At 70.1% G+C, this 16111-nt stretch carries 14 protein-coding genes and 1 tRNA gene; 2 read left to right on the top strand and 13 right to left on the bottom strand.

Annotated features, from left to right (window positions below):
• Positions 1-54: 54 nt before the first annotated feature.
• The 8 genes from rpoB to ABEA93_RS02600 form a co-directional block, all read right to left on the bottom strand.
• Entirely contained in the window at positions 55-3540 is a 3486-nt protein-coding gene (gene rpoB, locus ABEA93_RS02635; RefSeq protein ID WP_345673591.1) for a DNA-directed RNA polymerase subunit beta, read from the bottom strand.
• A gap of 784 nt (positions 3541-4324) precedes the next feature.
• Complete coding sequence (gene rplL / locus ABEA93_RS02630; RefSeq protein WP_345673590.1) at positions 4325-4708, bottom strand: 50S ribosomal protein L7/L12; 384 nt, start codon at positions 4706-4708, stop codon at positions 4325-4327.
• A 100-nt stretch (positions 4709-4808) separates the two neighbouring features.
• Positions 4809-5387: a 50S ribosomal protein L10 gene (rplJ, locus tag ABEA93_RS02625; RefSeq protein WP_345673589.1), complete on the bottom strand. Its 579-nt coding sequence runs from the start codon at positions 5385-5387 to the stop codon at positions 4809-4811.
• Between the two features lie 437 nt (positions 5388-5824).
• Entirely contained in the window at positions 5825-6556 is a 732-nt protein-coding gene (gene rplA, locus ABEA93_RS02620; protein ID WP_345673588.1) for a 50S ribosomal protein L1, read from the bottom strand.
• A 112-nt stretch (positions 6557-6668) separates the two neighbouring features.
• Positions 6669-7100: a 50S ribosomal protein L11 gene (gene rplK / locus ABEA93_RS02615; RefSeq protein WP_345673587.1), complete on the bottom strand. Its 432-nt coding sequence runs from the start codon at positions 7098-7100 to the stop codon at positions 6669-6671.
• 249 nt (positions 7101-7349) lie between these two features.
• On the bottom strand, positions 7350-8168 hold the full coding sequence (gene nusG, locus ABEA93_RS02610; protein ID WP_345673586.1) for a transcription termination/antitermination protein NusG: 819 nt from the start codon (positions 8166-8168) through the stop codon (positions 7350-7352).
• A 172-nt stretch (positions 8169-8340) separates the two neighbouring features.
• Complete coding sequence (gene secE, locus ABEA93_RS02605) at positions 8341-8667, bottom strand: preprotein translocase subunit SecE (RefSeq protein WP_345673585.1); 327 nt, start codon at positions 8665-8667, stop codon at positions 8341-8343.
• 116 nt (positions 8668-8783) lie between these two features.
• Positions 8784-8856 (bottom strand) — tRNA-Trp (locus tag ABEA93_RS02600).
• 174 nt (positions 8857-9030) lie between these two features.
• On the opposite strand from ABEA93_RS02600, the gene ABEA93_RS02595 reads away from it, so the two are divergent.
• Positions 9031-10287 (top strand): pyridoxal phosphate-dependent aminotransferase, encoded by a 1257-nt coding sequence (locus tag ABEA93_RS02595; protein ID WP_345673584.1) that lies wholly within the window; start codon positions 9031-9033, stop codon positions 10285-10287.
• Between the two features lie 237 nt (positions 10288-10524).
• Complete coding sequence (locus tag ABEA93_RS02590) at positions 10525-11550, top strand: adenosine deaminase (protein WP_345673583.1); 1026 nt, start codon at positions 10525-10527, stop codon at positions 11548-11550.
• Positions 11551-11698: 148 nt separating this feature from the next.
• Here ABEA93_RS02590 and ABEA93_RS02585 read toward each other — a convergent pair whose 3' ends face one another.
• From ABEA93_RS02585 to ABEA93_RS02565, 5 genes are all read right to left on the bottom strand, one after another.
• Positions 11699-13174: a DHA2 family efflux MFS transporter permease subunit gene (locus tag ABEA93_RS02585; RefSeq protein WP_345673582.1), complete on the bottom strand. Its 1476-nt coding sequence runs from the start codon at positions 13172-13174 to the stop codon at positions 11699-11701.
• Between the two features lie 117 nt (positions 13175-13291).
• Positions 13292-13912, bottom strand: coding sequence for a TetR/AcrR family transcriptional regulator (locus ABEA93_RS02580; RefSeq protein WP_345673581.1), 621 nt, complete (start codon positions 13910-13912; stop codon positions 13292-13294).
• 69 nt (positions 13913-13981) lie between these two features.
• A complete protein-coding gene (locus tag ABEA93_RS02575) occupies positions 13982-15037 on the bottom strand; it encodes a UDP-N-acetylmuramate dehydrogenase (RefSeq protein WP_345673580.1) in 1056 nt (351 codons plus the stop codon).
• Positions 15038-15125: 88 nt separating this feature from the next.
• Positions 15126-15551 carry a MaoC family dehydratase gene (locus ABEA93_RS02570; protein ID WP_345673579.1) on the bottom strand — a complete coding sequence of 142 codons (426 nt, stop codon included), beginning with the start codon at positions 15549-15551 and terminating at the stop codon, positions 15126-15128.
• A gap of 3 nt (positions 15552-15554) precedes the next feature.
• The gene (locus ABEA93_RS02565; RefSeq protein WP_345673578.1) at positions 15555-16013 is read right to left on the bottom strand and encodes an FAS1-like dehydratase domain-containing protein; all 459 of its coding nucleotides are present in this window, start codon (positions 16011-16013) and stop codon (positions 15555-15557) included.
• Positions 16014-16111 lie beyond the last annotated feature (98 nt).

Below are 16111 nucleotides of genomic sequence, written 5' to 3'. Positions count from 1 at the left end.
GGTCTGTGGTCCGGGGGCCCGGAACCCGCTTCCCAGCGGGTCCCGGGTCGGACATCAGACCTCTTCGACGCTGCTCGGCTCGCGCCGGGACAGGTCGATACCGAGCTCCTCCGCCGCGCGGAAGACGTCCTCGTCGGTGTCGCGCATCTCGATGGACATACCGTCGCTGGAGAGCACTTCCACGTTGAGGCAGAGCGACTGCATCTCCTTGATGAGCACCTTGAAGGACTCGGGGATGCCGGGTTCGGGGATGTTCTCGCCCTTGACGATGGCCTCGTAGACCTTCACGCGGCCCAGCACGTCGTCGGACTTGATGGTCAGAAGCTCCTGGAGGGCATAGGCGGCGCCGTACGCCTCCAGCGCCCACACCTCCATCTCACCGAAGCGCTGGCCACCGAACTGCGCCTTACCACCGAGCGGCTGCTGGGTGATCATCGAGTACGGGCCGGTCGAACGGGCGTGCAGCTTGTCGTCGACCAGGTGGTGCAGCTTCAGGATGTACATGTAGCCGACCGAGACCGGGTAAGGGAACGGCTCGCCGGAGCGGCCGTCGAACATCTTGGCCTTGCCGGAGCCGTCGATCATCCGGATGCCGTCGCGGTTCGGGATGGTCGAGTTGAGGAGACCGGTGATCTCCTCCTCGCGCGCGCCGTCGAAGACCGGGGTGGCGACGTTGGTGCCGGGCTCGGCCGCGTCCGCGCCGATGCCGCGGAGGCGGTCCTTCCACTCCTCGTCGCTGCCCTCGACCTGCCAGCCGCGGCTGGCGACCCAGCCGAGGTGGGTTTCCAGGACCTGGCCCGGGTTCATGCGGGACGGGACACCCAGCGGGTTGAGGATGACGTCGACCGGGGTGCCGTCCTCGAGGAACGGCATGTCCTCGACCGGGAGGATCTTGGAGATGACACCCTTGTTGCCGTGCCGGCCGGCGAGCTTGTCGCCGTCCGTGATCTTGCGCTTCTGCGCGACGTAGACGCGCACCAGCTGGTTGACGCCCGGGGGCAGCTCGTCGCCGGCTTCGCGGTCGAAGACCCGGACGCCGATGACCTTGCCCTGCTCGCCGTGCGGCACCTTCAGCGAGGTGTCGCGGACCTCGCGCGCCTTCTCGCCGAAGATCGCGCGGAGCAGGCGCTCCTCGGGGGTCAGCTCGGTCTCGCCCTTCGGGGTGACCTTGCCGACCAGGATGTCGCCGGGGACGACGTCCGCACCGATGCGGATGATGCCGCGCTCGTCGAGGTCGGCGAGGACCTCTTCGGAGACGTTCGGGATGTCCCGGGTGATCTCCTCGGGGCCCAGCTTGGTGTCGCGGGCGTCGACCTCGTGCTCCTCGATGTGGATCGAGGAGAGGACGTCGTCCTGCACGAGGCGCTGCGACAGGATGATCGCGTCCTCGTAGTTGTGGCCTTCCCACGGCATGAACGCCACGAGGAGGTTCTTGCCCAGCGCCATCTCGCCGTCTTCGGTGCACGGGCCGTCGGCCAGCACCTGGCCGGCCTCGACGCGTGCGCCTTCCTCGACGATGACCTTCTGGTTGAAGCTCGTGCCCTGGTTGGAGCGCATGAACTTCTGCACGCGGTACGTGGTGTACGTCGCGTCGTCGTTCATCACCGTGACGTAGTCGGCCGACACGTCGGTGATCAGGCCGGGCTTCTCCGCGGTGATGACGTCGGCCGCGTCGACCGCCGCGCGGTACTCCATGCCGGTGCCGACGAGCGGCGACTCGGCCTTCAGGAGCGGCACGGCCTGGCGCATCATGTTCGAGCCCATGAGCGCGCGGTTGGCGTCGTCGTGCTCGAGGAACGGGATCATCGCGGTCGCGACCGACACCATCTGGCGCGGCGACACGTCCATGTAGTCGATCTCGTCGCCGGGCAGGTAGTCGATCTCGCCGCCGCGGCGGCGGACGAGCGCGCGGGCCTCGGCGAACGTGTTGTCCGCGTTCAGCGGCGCGTTCGCCTGGGCGATGACGAAGCGGTCTTCCTCGTCCGCGGTCAGGTAGTCGACGTCGTCGGTGACGACGCCGTTGACGACCTTGCGGTACGGGGTCTCGACGAAGCCGAAGGCGTTGACCCGGCCGTACGACGCGAGCGAGCCGATCAGGCCGATGTTCGGGCCTTCCGGCGTCTCGATCGGGCACATGCGGCCGTAGTGCGACGGGTGCACGTCGCGGACCTCGAAGCCGGCCCGCTCACGGGACAGACCGCCGGGGCCCAGCGCCGACAGGCGTCGCTTGTGGGTCAGGCCGGACAGCGGGTTCGTCTGGTCCATGAACTGGGACAGCTGGCTGGTGCCGAAGAACTCCTTGATGGAGGCGACGACCGGCCGGATGTTGATGAGCGTCTGCGGCGTGATCGCCTCGACGTCCTGGGTGGTCATGCGCTCGCGGACGACGCGCTCCATGCGCGCCAGGCCGGTGCGGACCTGGTTCTGGATCAGCTCGCCGACGTTGCGCAGGCGGCGGTTGCCGAAGTGGTCGATGTCGTCGGCCTCGACCACGAACTCCTGGCCGCTGAGGCCGGTCATCTCGGTCTCGCCGGCGTGCAGCTTCACCAGGTACTTGATCGTCGCGATGACGTCCTCGACGGTGAGGGTCCCCGCGTCCAGCGGACGGTCGACGCCCAGCTTCTTGTTGATCTTGTACCGGCCGACCTTGGCCAGGTCGTAGCGCTTCGGGTTGAAGTACAGGTTCTCCAGAAGCGTCTGCGCGGCCTCGCGGGTCGGCGGCTCTCCCGGGCGCAGCTTGCGGTAGATGTCGAGCAGCGCGTCGTCCTGGCCCTGGGTGTGGTCCTTCTCCAGGGTCTGCCGCATCGACTCGTACTCGCCGAACTCCTCGAGGATCTGCGAGTCGGTCCAGCCGAGCGCCTTCAGCAGCACCGTGACGGACTGCTTGCGCTTGCGGTCGATGCGGACACCGACGGTGTCGCGCTTGTCGATCTCCAGCTCGAGCCAGGCGCCCCGGGACGGGATGACCTTGGCGCTGAAGATGTCCTTGTCGGACGTCTTGTCGATCTGCTTGTCGAAGTAGACGCCGGGCGAGCGCACGAGCTGCGACACCACGACACGCTCGGTGCCGTTGATGATGAACGTGCCCTTGTTGGTCATGAGCGGGAAGTCGCCCATGAAGACCGTCTGGCTCTTGATCTCGCCGGTCTCGTTGTTCGTGAACTCGGCCGTCACGAAGAGCGGCGCAGAGAACGTGAAGTCACGCTCCTTGCACTCCTCGATCGAGTTCTTCGGCGGCTCGAAGCGGTGGTCGCGGAACGTGAGCGACATCGACCCGCTGAAGTCCTCGATCGGGGAGATCTCCTCGAAGATCTCCTCGAGGCCGGACTTCCTGGGGACATCGGCTCCGGATGCGAGAGCGTTTTCGACTCGTGCCTTCCACACGCTGTTGCCGAGCAGCCAGTCGAAGCTCTCGGTTTGCAGCGCGAGAAGGTTCGGTACCTCGAGAGGCTCGCGGATCTTCGCGAAAGAGATGCGGAGCGGGGCGGTACTGGCGGCGCCGGGGTTTGTAGCGTTCGTGGCGGTGCGCGAGGCGGCCAAGAGGGGTCCTTCCGAGGGCTCGGACTCACTATGCGCATGCCGGACGGCCTCGGTGCGGGTACCGCGGAGGGTCAACAGGCAGCGCAAAGGGTCAGTGTAGCCACACGGCACACCGCTGTCCAGCGCCTGGAACGGGCGCTCGCCATCTCGGGGGCTTCTGCCACCCGGCCAGTGCTCTTCGGGACGCGTCCGAAGAATTGCGCGCCGCGTTCGGTTCGTCAAGAGGGAGCCGACCTGCGGCGGTGCGGGCACCACTCTTGCACAGGTCGCCGACACCGCGGCGCACGCTGCCCGGCGGGTTGCAAATCGCGCCGAATCCGTTACGCCTTTGCAGGTCACAGCGGTGCGGGCGAGCCGACACGCGCGTCGCGGGAGGCGCGCCGGAGCGGGATTCCCCGGTGTTTCCGGGGCGCGTGGGACGTCCGCGGACACCCGGCCGGGTGCCGCCGCACGGGTGTGCGGAGGCTCACGGCCGGGGGCGCGCGCGGCGCCGCGGAGTGCTCCCTGGTGTTGCCGGAATCACTCTTCCGGGGGAGGCCGATGGAGTGGCTGCGGAGTGTCGCGGCCCGGCCGCGGCCGGGTCGGGGGCATCCGGAGCGATCGTTTCCGGACGATCTTCGAGACGTCCCGGAAGCGGTCGCGGGAGGGCAAGCCGGACGTCCGGCGGGAGACGGGCAGGGGGCGTCCGGGGACGCAAAAACCGCCGGGCGGCCTCCCGAAGGAGACCGCCCGGCGGCGGTGCGGCTATGCAGCCGTCGGCAAGCCCGCGCGAGTGCGCCGGGACTTACTTGACGGAGACGGTCGCGCCGGCGGCCTCGAGGGCGGCCTTCGCCTTGTCCGCAGCCTCCTGGTTGACACCCTCGAGCAGCGGCTTCGGGGCGCCGTCGACCAGGTCCTTGGCTTCCTTCAGGCCCAGGCTCGTGAGGGCGCGGACCTCCTTGATGACCTGGATCTTCTTGTCGCCGGCCGCCTCGAGGATGACGTCGAACGAGTCCTTGACCTCGGCCTCGGCCTCGGCGGTCTGGCCGGGGACGGCAACGGCGACGGCGGCCGGGGCGGCAGCCTTGACGTCGAAGGTCTCCTCGAAGAGCTTCACCAGGTCGGAGAGCTCGATGAGGGTCATTTCCTTGAACGCCTCGATGAGCTCGTCGTTGCTGAGCTTCGCCATGATGGGCGGTCCTTCCTAATAAGTTCGGCAGGTGCCGGGTGGTGTGGATGGCGGGGGCAGGGCCCCCGGCGACCGGAGTCGCGAGGTGCTGCGGCCGGAATTACTCGGCCGCGGCCTCCTCGGCGGCCTCGGCGGCGGGAGCCGGCTCGCCGGCACCGCCCTGCTCGGCCTCGCGCTTGACCCGGAGGGCTTCCGCGGTGCGGACGAACTCCGTGAGCGGGGCCTGGAAGGTCGCGGCGGCCTTGGCCATCGACGCCTTCATGGCACCCGCCAGCTTGGCGAGCAGCACGTCGCGGGACTCGAGGTCCGCGAGCTTGTTGATCTCGTCAGCGCTGAGGGCCTTGCCCTCGAGGACACCGCCCTTGATGACGAGAAGGGGGTTCGCCTTGGCGAAGTCACGCAGGCTCTTGGCAGCCTCGACCGGGTCGCCGGTGACGAAGGCCACGGCGGACGGACCCACAAGGAGGGCGTCCAGCTCGGTGATGCCCGCCTCGTTGGCCGCGATCTTGGTCAGCGTGTTCTTCACCACGGCGTACTCTGCGTTCCCAGCGAGCGAACGGCGCAGCTCCTTGAGCTTCGCCACGCTGAGTCCGCGGTACTCGGTCAGCACGGTGGCGTTCGAGCCGCGGAACTTGTCCGCGATCTCGGCAACCCCGGCCGCCTTGTCGGGCCTCGCCATGGGACGGGCCTCCTTCCGCGATGCGATCTTCGGCCGGCCGTGGGACCGGCCGGGCGCCTGGACGACCACCGGCGGGAAAGGGCCCGGACAAACGAAAACGCCCCGGCGCAGGCGCACGGGGCGGAACACGAGCCGGTCGGCGGACGAATCCGCGGGAAGCTCGGAGAACCTCTCAGGCACCTGCGCAGGCCGTCCGCTGTGGCGGAACCTTCGATTGCGGCGCTCTTGCGGGCACATCGCAACGACCGGCGGTCTTTGGCTTCGTACAAGGTACGTGACGTGACGTCTACAGGGCAAATCCGTTGGTGCACATCCGCTGTCACACACCGGGCAGCTACCCGACCGCGACGCGACAGCGGCCCGCACTCCCCCGAAGGGGTGTGCGGGCCACCGGAGTTCGCTGCCCTGCGGCAGTCCGATCGACGCAATCAGCGTGATCAGACGGCGGCCGGGTCCTCCTCGGTGAGGAGGTTGCGGGTGCGGTTCGGGTCGACCGGGATGCCCGGGCCCATCGTGGTCGTGAAGCCGACCTTCTTGACGTAACGGCCCTTGGCCGCCGACGGCTTCACCCGCAGGACCTCTTCGAGGGCCGCGGCGTAGTTCTCGATCAGCTGCTCGTCCGTGAACGAGGTCTTGCCGATGATGAAGTGCAGGTTCGAGTGCTTGTCGACGCGGAACTCGATCTTGCCGCCCTTGATCTCGGACACGGCCTTGGCCACGTCCGGGGTCACGGTGCCGGTCTTCGGGTTCGGCATGAGGCCACGCGGGCCGAGGACGCGGCCGAGGCGGCCGACCTTGCCCATGAGGTCCGGGGTGGCGACGACCGAGTCGATCTCGTTGAGCAGGTTGCCCTTGAGGATCTCGTCGATCAGTTCGTCGGAGCCGACGATGTCGGCGCCCGCAGCCTTGGCAGCCTCGGCACGGTCACCGGTCGCGAAGACCAGGACCCGGGCGGTCTTGCCGGTGCCGTGCGGAAGGATGACGGTGCTGCGGACCATCTGGTCGGCCTTGCGCGGGTCGACACCCAGGCGCAGGGCGACCTCGACGGTCGAGTCGAACTTGGTCTTCGAGGTGGCCTTGGCCAGGCGGACGGCCTCGAGCGGGGCGTACAGCCGCTCGCGGTCCACCTGGGCGGCACCCTGGCGGTAGGTCTTGCTGCGCTGCGTCACTTCTGCTCCTGGTTGCTGCGAAAGGAGTCGTGGTGGATTCGGACCGACGCACGGCCCTGCCACGTACTGCGGAGATGTCCGCCCCCCGCGGGGCGCGGACGGGAGTTCTGGCTCAGCCCTCGACCGTGATGCCCATGGAACGGGCGGTGCCGGCGATGATCTTCTCGGCGGCGTCCAGGTCGTTCGCGTTCAGGTCGGCCATCTTGGTCTCGGCGATGCCGCGGACCTGGTCGCGCGTGAGCTTGGCGACCTTGGTCTTGTGCGGCTCGCCCGAGCCCTTCTCGACGCCCGCGGCCTTGAGGATCAGGCGCGCGGCCGGCGGCGTCTTCGTGATGAAGGTGAAGGAGCGGTCTTCGTAGACCGAGATCTCCACCGGCACGATGTCGCCGCGCTGCGACTCGGTCGCAGCGTTGTAGGCCTTGCAGAACTCCATGATGTTGACGCCGTGCTGGCCCAGCGCCGGACCGACCGGCGGGGCGGGCGTAGCGGCGCCGGCCTTGATCTGGAGCTTGATGATGGCAGCAAGCTTCTTCTTGGGAGGCATGTTTCCGGGTCCTTCGACGAGATGTACTTCCCTGGTGCCGCGCGGTACGCACGGCACATCCGACCGGATCCGGGACGGACCGGCGGAGTGTGCTGTCACGCGGCTTGCGCCCCGCGCGCCGGGTCCCTGCGGACCGGCATACGCGGCGTGGCGCCCCCACAACGATAACCACCGTTGCGAAGGCGCCCTAATCCGTGGTCCGGGCCGCCCTCGCGGACGGCCCGGCTGCGGAAGCTCGTGGGGTGCTGCTCAGTTCTTCTGGATCTGGTTGAACGACAGCTCGACCGGGGTCTCCCGGCCGAAGATCTCGACCAGGCCCTTGACCTTCTGCGAGTCGGCGTTGATCTCGTTGATCGTGGCCTGCAGCGTGGCGAAGGGGCCGTCGATGACGGTGACGGAGTCGCCGACCTCGAAGTCGAGGACCTTGACCTCGGCGGGCGCCTTGGTCGTGGTGCCGCCGCCGGCCGCGGCCTGCTCCTCCTCGGGGGCGAGGATCTTGGCGACCTCGTCGAGGGTCAGCGGGTACGGCTCGTGGGCGTTGCCGACGAAGCCGGTGACGCCGGGGGTGTTGCGCACCGCGCCCCACGACTCGTTCGTCAGGTCCATGCGGACCAGGACGTAGCCGGGGAACTTGTTGCGCTTGACGGTCTTGCGCTGACCGTTCTTGATCTCGACGACCTCTTCCATCGGCACCTCGACCTGGAAGATGAACTCCTCCATGTTGAGGGAGGTCGTGCGGGATTCGAGGTTGGCCTTCACCCGGTTCTCGTAGCCGGCGTACGAGTGGATGACGTACCACTCGCCCGGCGCGCGGCGCAGCGCCTCGCGGAACTCGGCGAGCGTGTCGACCTGCGGGGCTTCGGCGGCTTCGTCGTCGCCGGCGGGCTCGGCGTCGCCGGTCTCCTCGGCAGCCTCGTCGTCGCCGACGGCGGTCTCGACGGTCTCCTCGACGGCCTCGGCGCCGGCTTCGGTGTCGGCTTCAGCGACCGCGGACGCGTCCGCCGCCTGCTCCGACTGGGACCCCGTCTCCTCGACGGCCTCGTCGGGGAACAGGTTCGAGTCTGACACGGTGGCTGCTTCTTCCTGGGTGGGGATCAAACGGGCTGGCCGGGCGGGCCTGGCACGCGCCGGGCCCCACGGCATCGGGGGAGGATCTCCCCAGGACACCACAGTAGCCGGGCGGAGGCCGGGATCGGCCGCAGGAGTCCCGGATCCGTCGCGGCGGCACGCCGCGCCGGGGTCAGCCGAAGATTTCGAGCGCCGCCCGGGCGAACCCGAGGTCGAGCGTGTACACGATGCCGATGATGATCAGGCAGAACACGATCACGACGGTCGTGTACGTGACCAGCTCGTTGCGCGTCGGCCAGACGACCTTGCGAAGCTCGGCGATGATCTGCCGGTAGAAGATCGCGAGGCGCGCGAAGATGCTCTTCTTCTTCGGATCGGGCTTCTCGGACTCGGCCCGGCGTCCCTTGCGGTTGCGACCGCCCGGGGGAGTCTCGTCCACGCCGACGTCGTCCGAGCTTTCGTCCTCGGGCGTGGTCGTGGAGCCGTGGGCCTCCGTCACTCGTCCTCACCTGGATCCGGTCTGACTGGATCACCGACGGTGTCGTCGGCGCTTAATGGCTGGCGCTGACTGCATGTACACACCCCGAAACACAGTCGGATCGGGGCGGTACATCGCAGGGCACGAGGGACTTGAACCCCCAACCCCCGGTTTTGGAGACCGGTGCTCTGCCAATTGAGCTAGTGCCCTTCGGTGGTCCCAACCTAGCGGACAACGCCCTGCGGAGACCAAAGGTTTCCGGGCACAGTCCAGCGCGGTTCGATCCGCCAGGGGACGAGTGTACGGGTTGCGGTGCCCCAGGTCGAACCCGTCGCTGACCGGATCGCGAAACCTGCGTGCCCGGCCCTCCGCGGCAGTGGGACGATGGGGGTCATGACGGCACCTTCCTCCAGCCCCCAGACCCCTGTCTCCTCCCCCACCGAGCGCCGCGTTTCGCGGCGCGTGGGCGCCATCGCCGAGTCTGCGACGCTCGCGGTCGACGCCAAGGCCAAGGCGCTCAAGGCGGCCGGGCGCCCGGTGATCGGCTTCGGCGCCGGCGAGCCGGACTTCCCGACGCCGGGCTACATCGTCGACGCGGCCGTAGCGGCGTGCCGGGACCCGAAGTTCCACCGCTACACGCCGGCCGGGGGCCTGCCGGAGCTGAAGGCGGCCATCGCCGCGAAGACGCTGCGCGACTCCGGCCTCGAGGTCGACCCGGCGCAGGTGCTCGTGACCAACGGCGGCAAGCAGGCGATCTACGAGGCGTTCGCGGCGATCCTCGACCCGGGCGACGAGGTCATCGTGCCGGCGCCGTACTGGACGACCTACCCGGAGTCGATCCGGCTCGCGGGCGGCGTGCCCGTGGACGTCGTGGCCGACGAGACGACCGGCTACCTGGTGTCCGTCGAGCAGCTGGAGGCGGCGCGCACGCCGAACACCAAGGTGCTGCTGTTCGTGTCGCCGTCGAACCCGACGGGTGCGGTGTACACGCGGGCGCAGGTCGAGGAGATCGGCCGGTGGGCGGCCGAGCACGGCCTGTGGGTGCTGACCGACGAGATCTACGAGCACCTGGTGTACGACGACGCCGAGTTCGTGTCGATGCCGACCGTCGTGCCGGAGCTGCTCGACCGCACGGTCATCGTGAACGGTGTCGCGAAGACGTATGCGATGACGGGGTGGCGCGTCGGGTGGGTCATCGGCCCGAAGGACGTCATCAAGGCGGCCACCAACCTGCAGTCGCACGCCACGTCGAATGTGTGCAACGTGGCGCAGTCCGCGGCCATCGCCGCGGTGTCCGGCGACCTGTCGGCGGTGGACGAGATGAAGGTGGCGTTCGACCGGCGCCGCCGGACGATCGTGCGGATGCTGAACGAGATCCCGGGCGTCGAGTGCCCGGAGCCGAAGGGCGCGTTCTACGCGTACCCGTCGGTCAAGGGTGTGCTGGGCAAGGAGATCCGCGGGAAGGTGCCGGCGACGTCGTCGGAGCTGGCGGGTCTGATCCTCGACGAGGTCGAGGTCGCGGTGGTGCCGGGCGAGGCGTTCGGGACGCCGGGCTACCTGCGGCTGTCGTACGCGCTGGGCGACGACGACCTGGTCGAGGGCGTGTCGCGGATCGCGAAGCTGCTGGGCGAGGCGAAGTAGCCGCGGTCCCGCCGAGAGGCGTTTTCTCGCCGGACGGCCCGGTCCCCCGTGGGGGGCCGGGCCGTCCGGCGTTCCGGGGTGGCGCCGGTGCGCGGCGTACCGGGCGCGGGGCGGGGCGTGGATTGCGCGGTGCGGTCGGCCGGTATGTCCGTTTCCCGGCCGGTTGTGCATCATCCGGTCGGGGCAACCTGCGCCGACTTCGCCCGGGCGGGGCCGCGGTGGGCCAAGATCGGGGAGATGGATGACCCCGTCCGCGATGTGCGCGCGCTGCCGAAAGCCCATTTGCACCTGCACTTCACCGGTTCCATGCGGACGGCCACGCTGCTGGAGCTGGCCGACCGGTACCGGGTCCACCTCCCGGGGGCACTGACCTCGGGCACTCCCCCGCGGCTGCGGGCCACCGACGAGCGCGGCTGGTTCCGGTTCCAGCGGCTGTACGACATCGCCCGATCCTGTGTGCGCGGCGAGGACGACGTGCACCGGCTGGTGCGCGAGGCGGCCGAGGACGATGCCGCGGAAGGCTCGGGGTGGCTGGAAATCCAGGTCGATCCGACGTCGTACGCGCCCCGGCTGGGCGGTCTCACGCCGGCCGTGGAGGTGATCCTGGACGCCGTCGAGGAGGCCGAGCGCACGACCGGGGTGGGGATCGCCGTGGTGATCGCGGCGAACCGGACGAAGCACCAGCTGGAGGCTCGGACGCTGGCCAGGCTGGCGGCCCGGTACGCGGACCGCGGGCGGGTGGTCGGGTTCGGCCTGTCGAACGACGAACGGCGGGGCCGGGCACTGGATTTCGAGCGGGCGTTCGCCATCGCGCGCCGCTCGGGGCTGTTCGCGAACCCGCACGGGGGCGAGTTGGACGGCCCGCGGAGCATCCGGGAGTGCGTCGAGGTGCTCGGCGCACGGCGGCTCGGGCACGGTGTACGGGCCGCGGAGGATCCCCTCCTGATGGCCGAATTGGCTCGGCTCGGAGTGGTGTGCGAGGTGTGCCCGGCGTCCAACGTGGCGCTGGGCGTGTACGAGAAGCCGTCGGATGTGCCGTTGCGCAAGCTGTTCGAGGCCGGGGTGCCGATCGCGCTGGGTGCGGACGATCCGCTGCTGTTCGGGTCGCGGTTGGCGGCGCAGTACGAGATCGCGCGGCACGAGCACGGTTTCGACGATGCGGAACTCGCGGAGCTGGCCCGGCAGTCGATCCGCGGGTCGGTGGCACGCGAGGACGTGCGGGCGAAGCTGCTGGCCGGGGTGGACGCCTGGCTGGCCGGCTGACGCGCCGCCCTGCAGGTTGACCGGCTGACCGGCTGACCGGGAGCCCCGCGGACATGCCGCGGGCGCGGCCTCCGGTGGTCGGAGGCCGCGCCCGGTGCCGTACGTGCGGGTCGGGGGCCGACGGACAGGGTCCTGCGGGTCGTGCGGGTCAGGCGGCGACCGGGACCTTGGCCGAGGCGTCGGCGTCGGCCGGTGCGGCGGCGGCGGGCGTGCGCCGGGTGGGGATCAGCGCCGCGGTGAGCGAGCCGACGGCGGCCAGGGCGGCGCCGACCCACAGGGCGGGGACGAGTCCGTCGACGAAGTTCTGCGCGGAGACGAAGCCGCCGTTCGCGGAGAAGACCGAGGCGAGGACCGCGACGCCGAAGACGCCGCCGAGTTCGCGCATGGCGTTGTTGGTGCCGGACGCGACGCCCTGCTGCTCGGGCTTGACCACGGACATCAGCAGGCTCGCGGTCGGGATGAAGTAGAGCGACATGCCCAGGCCGCACAGGACGAGCGCGGGGATCTGCTCGGCGTACGTGACGTGCGGCGAGGCGACGAGCGCGAACCAGGCCAGGCCGGTGGCGGACATCGCGAGGCCGGCGATGACCAGCGGGCGTCCGCCGATCTTGGCGGCGAGCGGGCCGGCCAGCGGGGCGACGATGACGGGCATCGCGGTCCAAGGCAGGATGCGCAGGCCCGCGCCGAGCGGCGAGTAGCCCTGGACGCCCTGGAAGTACTGGGTGAGCAGGAAGATCGAGCCGAAGACGCCGGCGAACATCAGCAGCCCGGAGAAGGTCAGGGCGGTGAAGGCGCGGTCCTTGAACATGGTCATCGGGAGCATCGGTTCGGCGGTGCGGTTCTCGTAGGCGACGAACGCGGCGATGAGCGCGACGCCGACCGCGAGGGCGCCGACGATGTGCGGCGCGGCCCAGCCGTCGCCGTGGCCGCGGACCAGGCCGAAGACGACGCCGAGCATGCCGAGGCTGACCAGGGTGGTGCCGACCAGGTCGAGGCGCTTGGAGGGGCCGTGGCTTTCCTCGACCTTGAAGAGGGTCAGCGGCACCAGGATCAGGCCGAGCGGGACGTTGAGCCAGAAGATCCACTGCCACGAGCCGTGTTCCACGATGGCGCCGCCGACGAGCGGGCCGAGGGCGACGGAGAGGCCGTTGACTCCGCCCCACAGGCCGAGGGCGACGGGGCGCTTCTCGGCGGGCACGGCGCGGGTGAGGATCGTGAGGCTGAGCGGGAGGATCGCGGCGGCGCCGGCGCCCTGGATGGCACGGGCGGCGATCAGGCCGCCGGTGCTCGGGGCTATCGCGGCGAGCGCGGAGGCGAGGGTGAAGACGGCGATGCCGGACGCGAAGACCTTGCGGCGGCCGAAGCGGTCGCCGAGGGCGGCGCCGAGCATGAGGAGGACCGCGAAGCTGAGGGTGTAGGCGTTGACGGTCCATTCGAGTTCGGACAGTCCGGCGCCGAGGTCCTCCTTGATGGACGGCAGGGCGGTGGTGACGACGAGGTTGTCGAGCCCGGCCATGAAAAGCGCGAAGCTGCTGGCGAGGAAGGTCCACAGGACAGTGTGCGGGCCGCGCTGCTTGGACATCGGCGCCGCGGGTGATGCGAGTGCGGACGGTGCGGTGGTCATGGTGTGCCCCCGACGGGTACATAGTTATCGGTCACTAACTTTTGCCGAGATATTAAGTTATTGCTCACTAACTTTTGGGGACGTGCGCCGAGGCACCGGGAAGGCCCGGCGGCGGAGTCAGCAGGATTCGGCGGATGTCCCGGGGGGCCCGGCGGCCTCGGCCGCGCAGCGCGCGCAGTCGACGTGCTGCGCGCCGGCCTTCATGGACGAGAAGTAGCGTTCGCGCGGCAGGTCGAGCGCCGCGATGACGTTGCAGAGCATGCCGCGGGCGAAGAAGTCGGTGAGTTCTTCGCCTTCCGCGCCGGACAGCACGCGGACCTGCTCGTCGAGTCGTTCCCAGCAGGCGCGGATCGGCGCCTGGTACTCCGGGTCCTGCGAGGCGACGTATGCCTGGAGCTGCATGCGCAGGAACTCCGGCTCGGTGCCCAGCAGGTCGGTGTAAGCGTGCGCCATGGCGTGCATGGCCCCGGCGCCTTCGAGGCCTTCGACCGCCCGGTCGAAGCTGTCCCGCAGGCGGGTGAAGCAGTAGTCGACGGTGGCGAGGAACAGCGCCTTCTTGTCGTCGAAGAGCCGGAAGAGATAGGGCTGCGAGACGCCGACGCGCTTGGCGATCGCGGCGGTGGAGGTGCCGTGCAGGCCGCCGCGTGCGAACTCGCTCATCGCCGCCCGGATGACGGAGGCCCGACGCTCGTCGGCCGTCATCCGCACGGTTCCGGCGGAGGTCGTGGGGGCTGCCATGAATAGTAAGTTATTACTCAATAACCAGAGTGTCAATCTCCCGCGCGCCATACGGGGGAACGGGCTTCCTCAGAGTTCCGCGCCGACGAACACCGGCTCGTTGACCAGCTCGACGCCGAAGGCCTCGCGGACGCCGTCGCGGACCTCGCGGGCGAGCGACAGCAGGTCCTCGGTCTTCGCGGTGCCGCGGTTGGTCAGCGCGAGGGTGTGCTTGGTCGAGATGCGGGCGGGGCCGGTGCCGTGGCCCTTGGGGAAGCCGGCGCGCTCGATCAGCCAGGCGGCCGACGTCTTGGCGTGCCCCTCCCCCGCCGGGAAGTGCGGCGGTTCGGCGCCGTCGCCGAGGCGTTCGGCGACCCGGACGCGCAGGTCCGCGAACTGCGCGTCCGTCAGGATCGGGTTGGTGAAGAACGACCCGGCGCTCCACGTGTCGTGGTCGGCCTCGTCGAGCACCATGCCCTTGCCGCGGCGCAGCCCCAGCACGGTGTCCCGGGCGGCCGCCAGCGGCACCCGCTCGCCCTGCTCGACGCCCAGGGCGCGGGCGGTCTCGGCGTAGCGCACCGGGGCGGACAGGCCGCCTTCGTCGCGGAGTTGGAAGTGCACGCGGAGCACGACGTACCGGTCGTCGCCCTTGAAGACGCTGTCGCGGTAGCTGAAGCCGCATTCGCTCGGGTCGAGCAGGTCCATGCGGCCGGTGCGGCGGTCGTAGACCTCGACGAGCGAGATGGTCTCGGCGACTTCCTGGCCGTACGCGCCGACGTTCTGGATCGGCGTGGCGCCCGCGCTGCCCGGGATGCCGGACAGGAACTCGACGCCCGCGAGCCCGGCGCCCACCGCGGTCTCCACCAGGTGGTCCCAGCGCACTCCGGCGTCCGAGCTGAGCAGGCCGGAGGGGCTCAGCGTGTGCCCCTTGGTGGCGATGCGGACGGCGATGCCGTCGAAGCCTTCGTCGCCGATCACCAGGTTGCTGCCGCCGCCGACGAGCAGCAGCGGGGTGCCGTGGTCGTCGGCGTCGCGGACGACGGCGACGAGTTCGGCGGTGGTGGCGGCCTCGTACAGGCGGCGGGCGGGGCCGCCCAGGCGCAGCGAGGTCAGCGGGGCGAGGGGGGCGTCGGCGCGGTGTTCCACCCGCACAGCCTACGGGGCGGCCGGTCGCGGGGTGCGCCGCGGCGCCCGGCGGGGGCTGCTCCCCCGCCGGGCGGAAGCGGAGTCCGGATCAGCCGAGTTGGACGACCGCGCGGGGCACGCCGAGGACCTTGCCGTTGTCGCTGGTGACGGTCAGGTCGACGCGCACCCGGCGGCCGTCGAGCTTCTGCGCGACCTTCCCGGTGACTTCCACCACGGCGCCGTCCGGCTCGGGGACGACCACCGGGCGGGTGAACTTGGCGCTGTACTCGACGACCGCGCCCGGGTCGCCGGCCCAGTCGGTGACCACCCGGACGGCTTCGGCCATGGTGAACATGCCGTGCGCGATGACGTCGGGCAGGCCGACGCCGACCGCGAATCGCTCGTTCCAGTGAATCGGGTTGAAGTCGCCGGAGGCGCCCGCGTACCGGACGAGGTTCTCGCGCCGCACCGGGAAGGTCTGCGCGGGCAGTTCGGTGCCGATCTCGACGGCGTCGTAGTCGATGCTCGCGGCCATGGCTCAGCTCTCCCCTTCGGCGGTGCCGCGGGCGGCCAGCGTCGAGTGGGCGGTCACCACGTGCTCGCCGTCCTCGGTCGCGATGTCCGCGCGCGTGGTGATGATGTCGTTGCCCGCCATGGTCTTGATGTTCTCGACCGTGACGACCGCCACCAGCCGGTCGCCGGCCCGCACCGGGCGGGCGTACGCGAAGCGCTGGTCGGCGTGCACCACGCGGGAGTAGTCGAGCCCCAGTTCGGGGTCCATGACGATCTGCTCGGCGGCCGAGAGCGAGATCACGATCGGGAAGGTGACCGGCGCGATGACGTCCGGGTGGCCGAGCTTGCGGGCCGCTTCCGGGTCGCGGTACGCGGGGTTCGCGTCGCCGATCGCGTCGGCGAACTCGCGGATCTTCTCGCGCCCGACCTCGTAGGGCGCGGTGGGCGGGTAGGTCCGCCCGATGAACTTCGGATCCAGCGGCATCCGCGTGGCCTCCTGGCGTGTGCTGGTGGTGGGCCCGGCCATTGTGGCGGGGCTGCGAAACGCCGACGAGGCCATCCCTGGATCAGGGATGGCCTCGC

Origin of the sequence: Yinghuangia aomiensis (assembly GCF_039542225.1) — a bacterium.
Lineage (GTDB): Bacteria > Actinomycetota > Actinomycetes > Streptomycetales > Streptomycetaceae > Yinghuangia > Yinghuangia aomiensis.
This window is presented reverse-complemented; position numbering and strand designations above follow the sequence as displayed.

What these genes read in the sequence shown, in the direction of transcription:
- rplL (WP_345673590.1), bottom strand. Translation starts at nt 4,708, where the DNA reads ATGGCGAAGCTCAGCAACGACGAGCTCATCGAGGCGTTCAAGGAAATG.
- rplJ (WP_345673589.1), bottom strand. Translation starts at nt 5,387, where the DNA reads ATGGCGAGGCCCGACAAGGCGGCCGGGGTTGCCGAGATCGCGGACAAG.
- rplK (WP_345673587.1), bottom strand. Translation starts at nt 7,100, where the DNA reads ATGCCTCCCAAGAAGAAGCTTGCTGCCATCATCAAGCTCCAGATCAAG.
- ABEA93_RS02595 (WP_345673584.1), top strand. Translation starts at nt 9,031, where the DNA reads ATGGGGGTCATGACGGCACCTTCCTCCAGCCCCCAGACCCCTGTCTCC.
- ABEA93_RS02590 (WP_345673583.1), top strand. Translation starts at nt 10,525, where the DNA reads ATGGATGACCCCGTCCGCGATGTGCGCGCGCTGCCGAAAGCCCATTTG.
- ABEA93_RS02585 (WP_345673582.1), bottom strand. Translation starts at nt 13,174, where the DNA reads ATGACCACCGCACCGTCCGCACTCGCATCACCCGCGGCGCCGATGTCC.
- ABEA93_RS02580 (WP_345673581.1), bottom strand. Translation starts at nt 13,912, where the DNA reads ATGGCAGCCCCCACGACCTCCGCCGGAACCGTGCGGATGACGGCCGAC.
- ABEA93_RS02570 (WP_345673579.1), bottom strand. Translation starts at nt 15,551, where the DNA reads ATGGCCGCGAGCATCGACTACGACGCCGTCGAGATCGGCACCGAACTG.
- ABEA93_RS02565 (WP_345673578.1), bottom strand. Translation starts at nt 16,013, where the DNA reads ATGCCGCTGGATCCGAAGTTCATCGGGCGGACCTACCCGCCCACCGCG.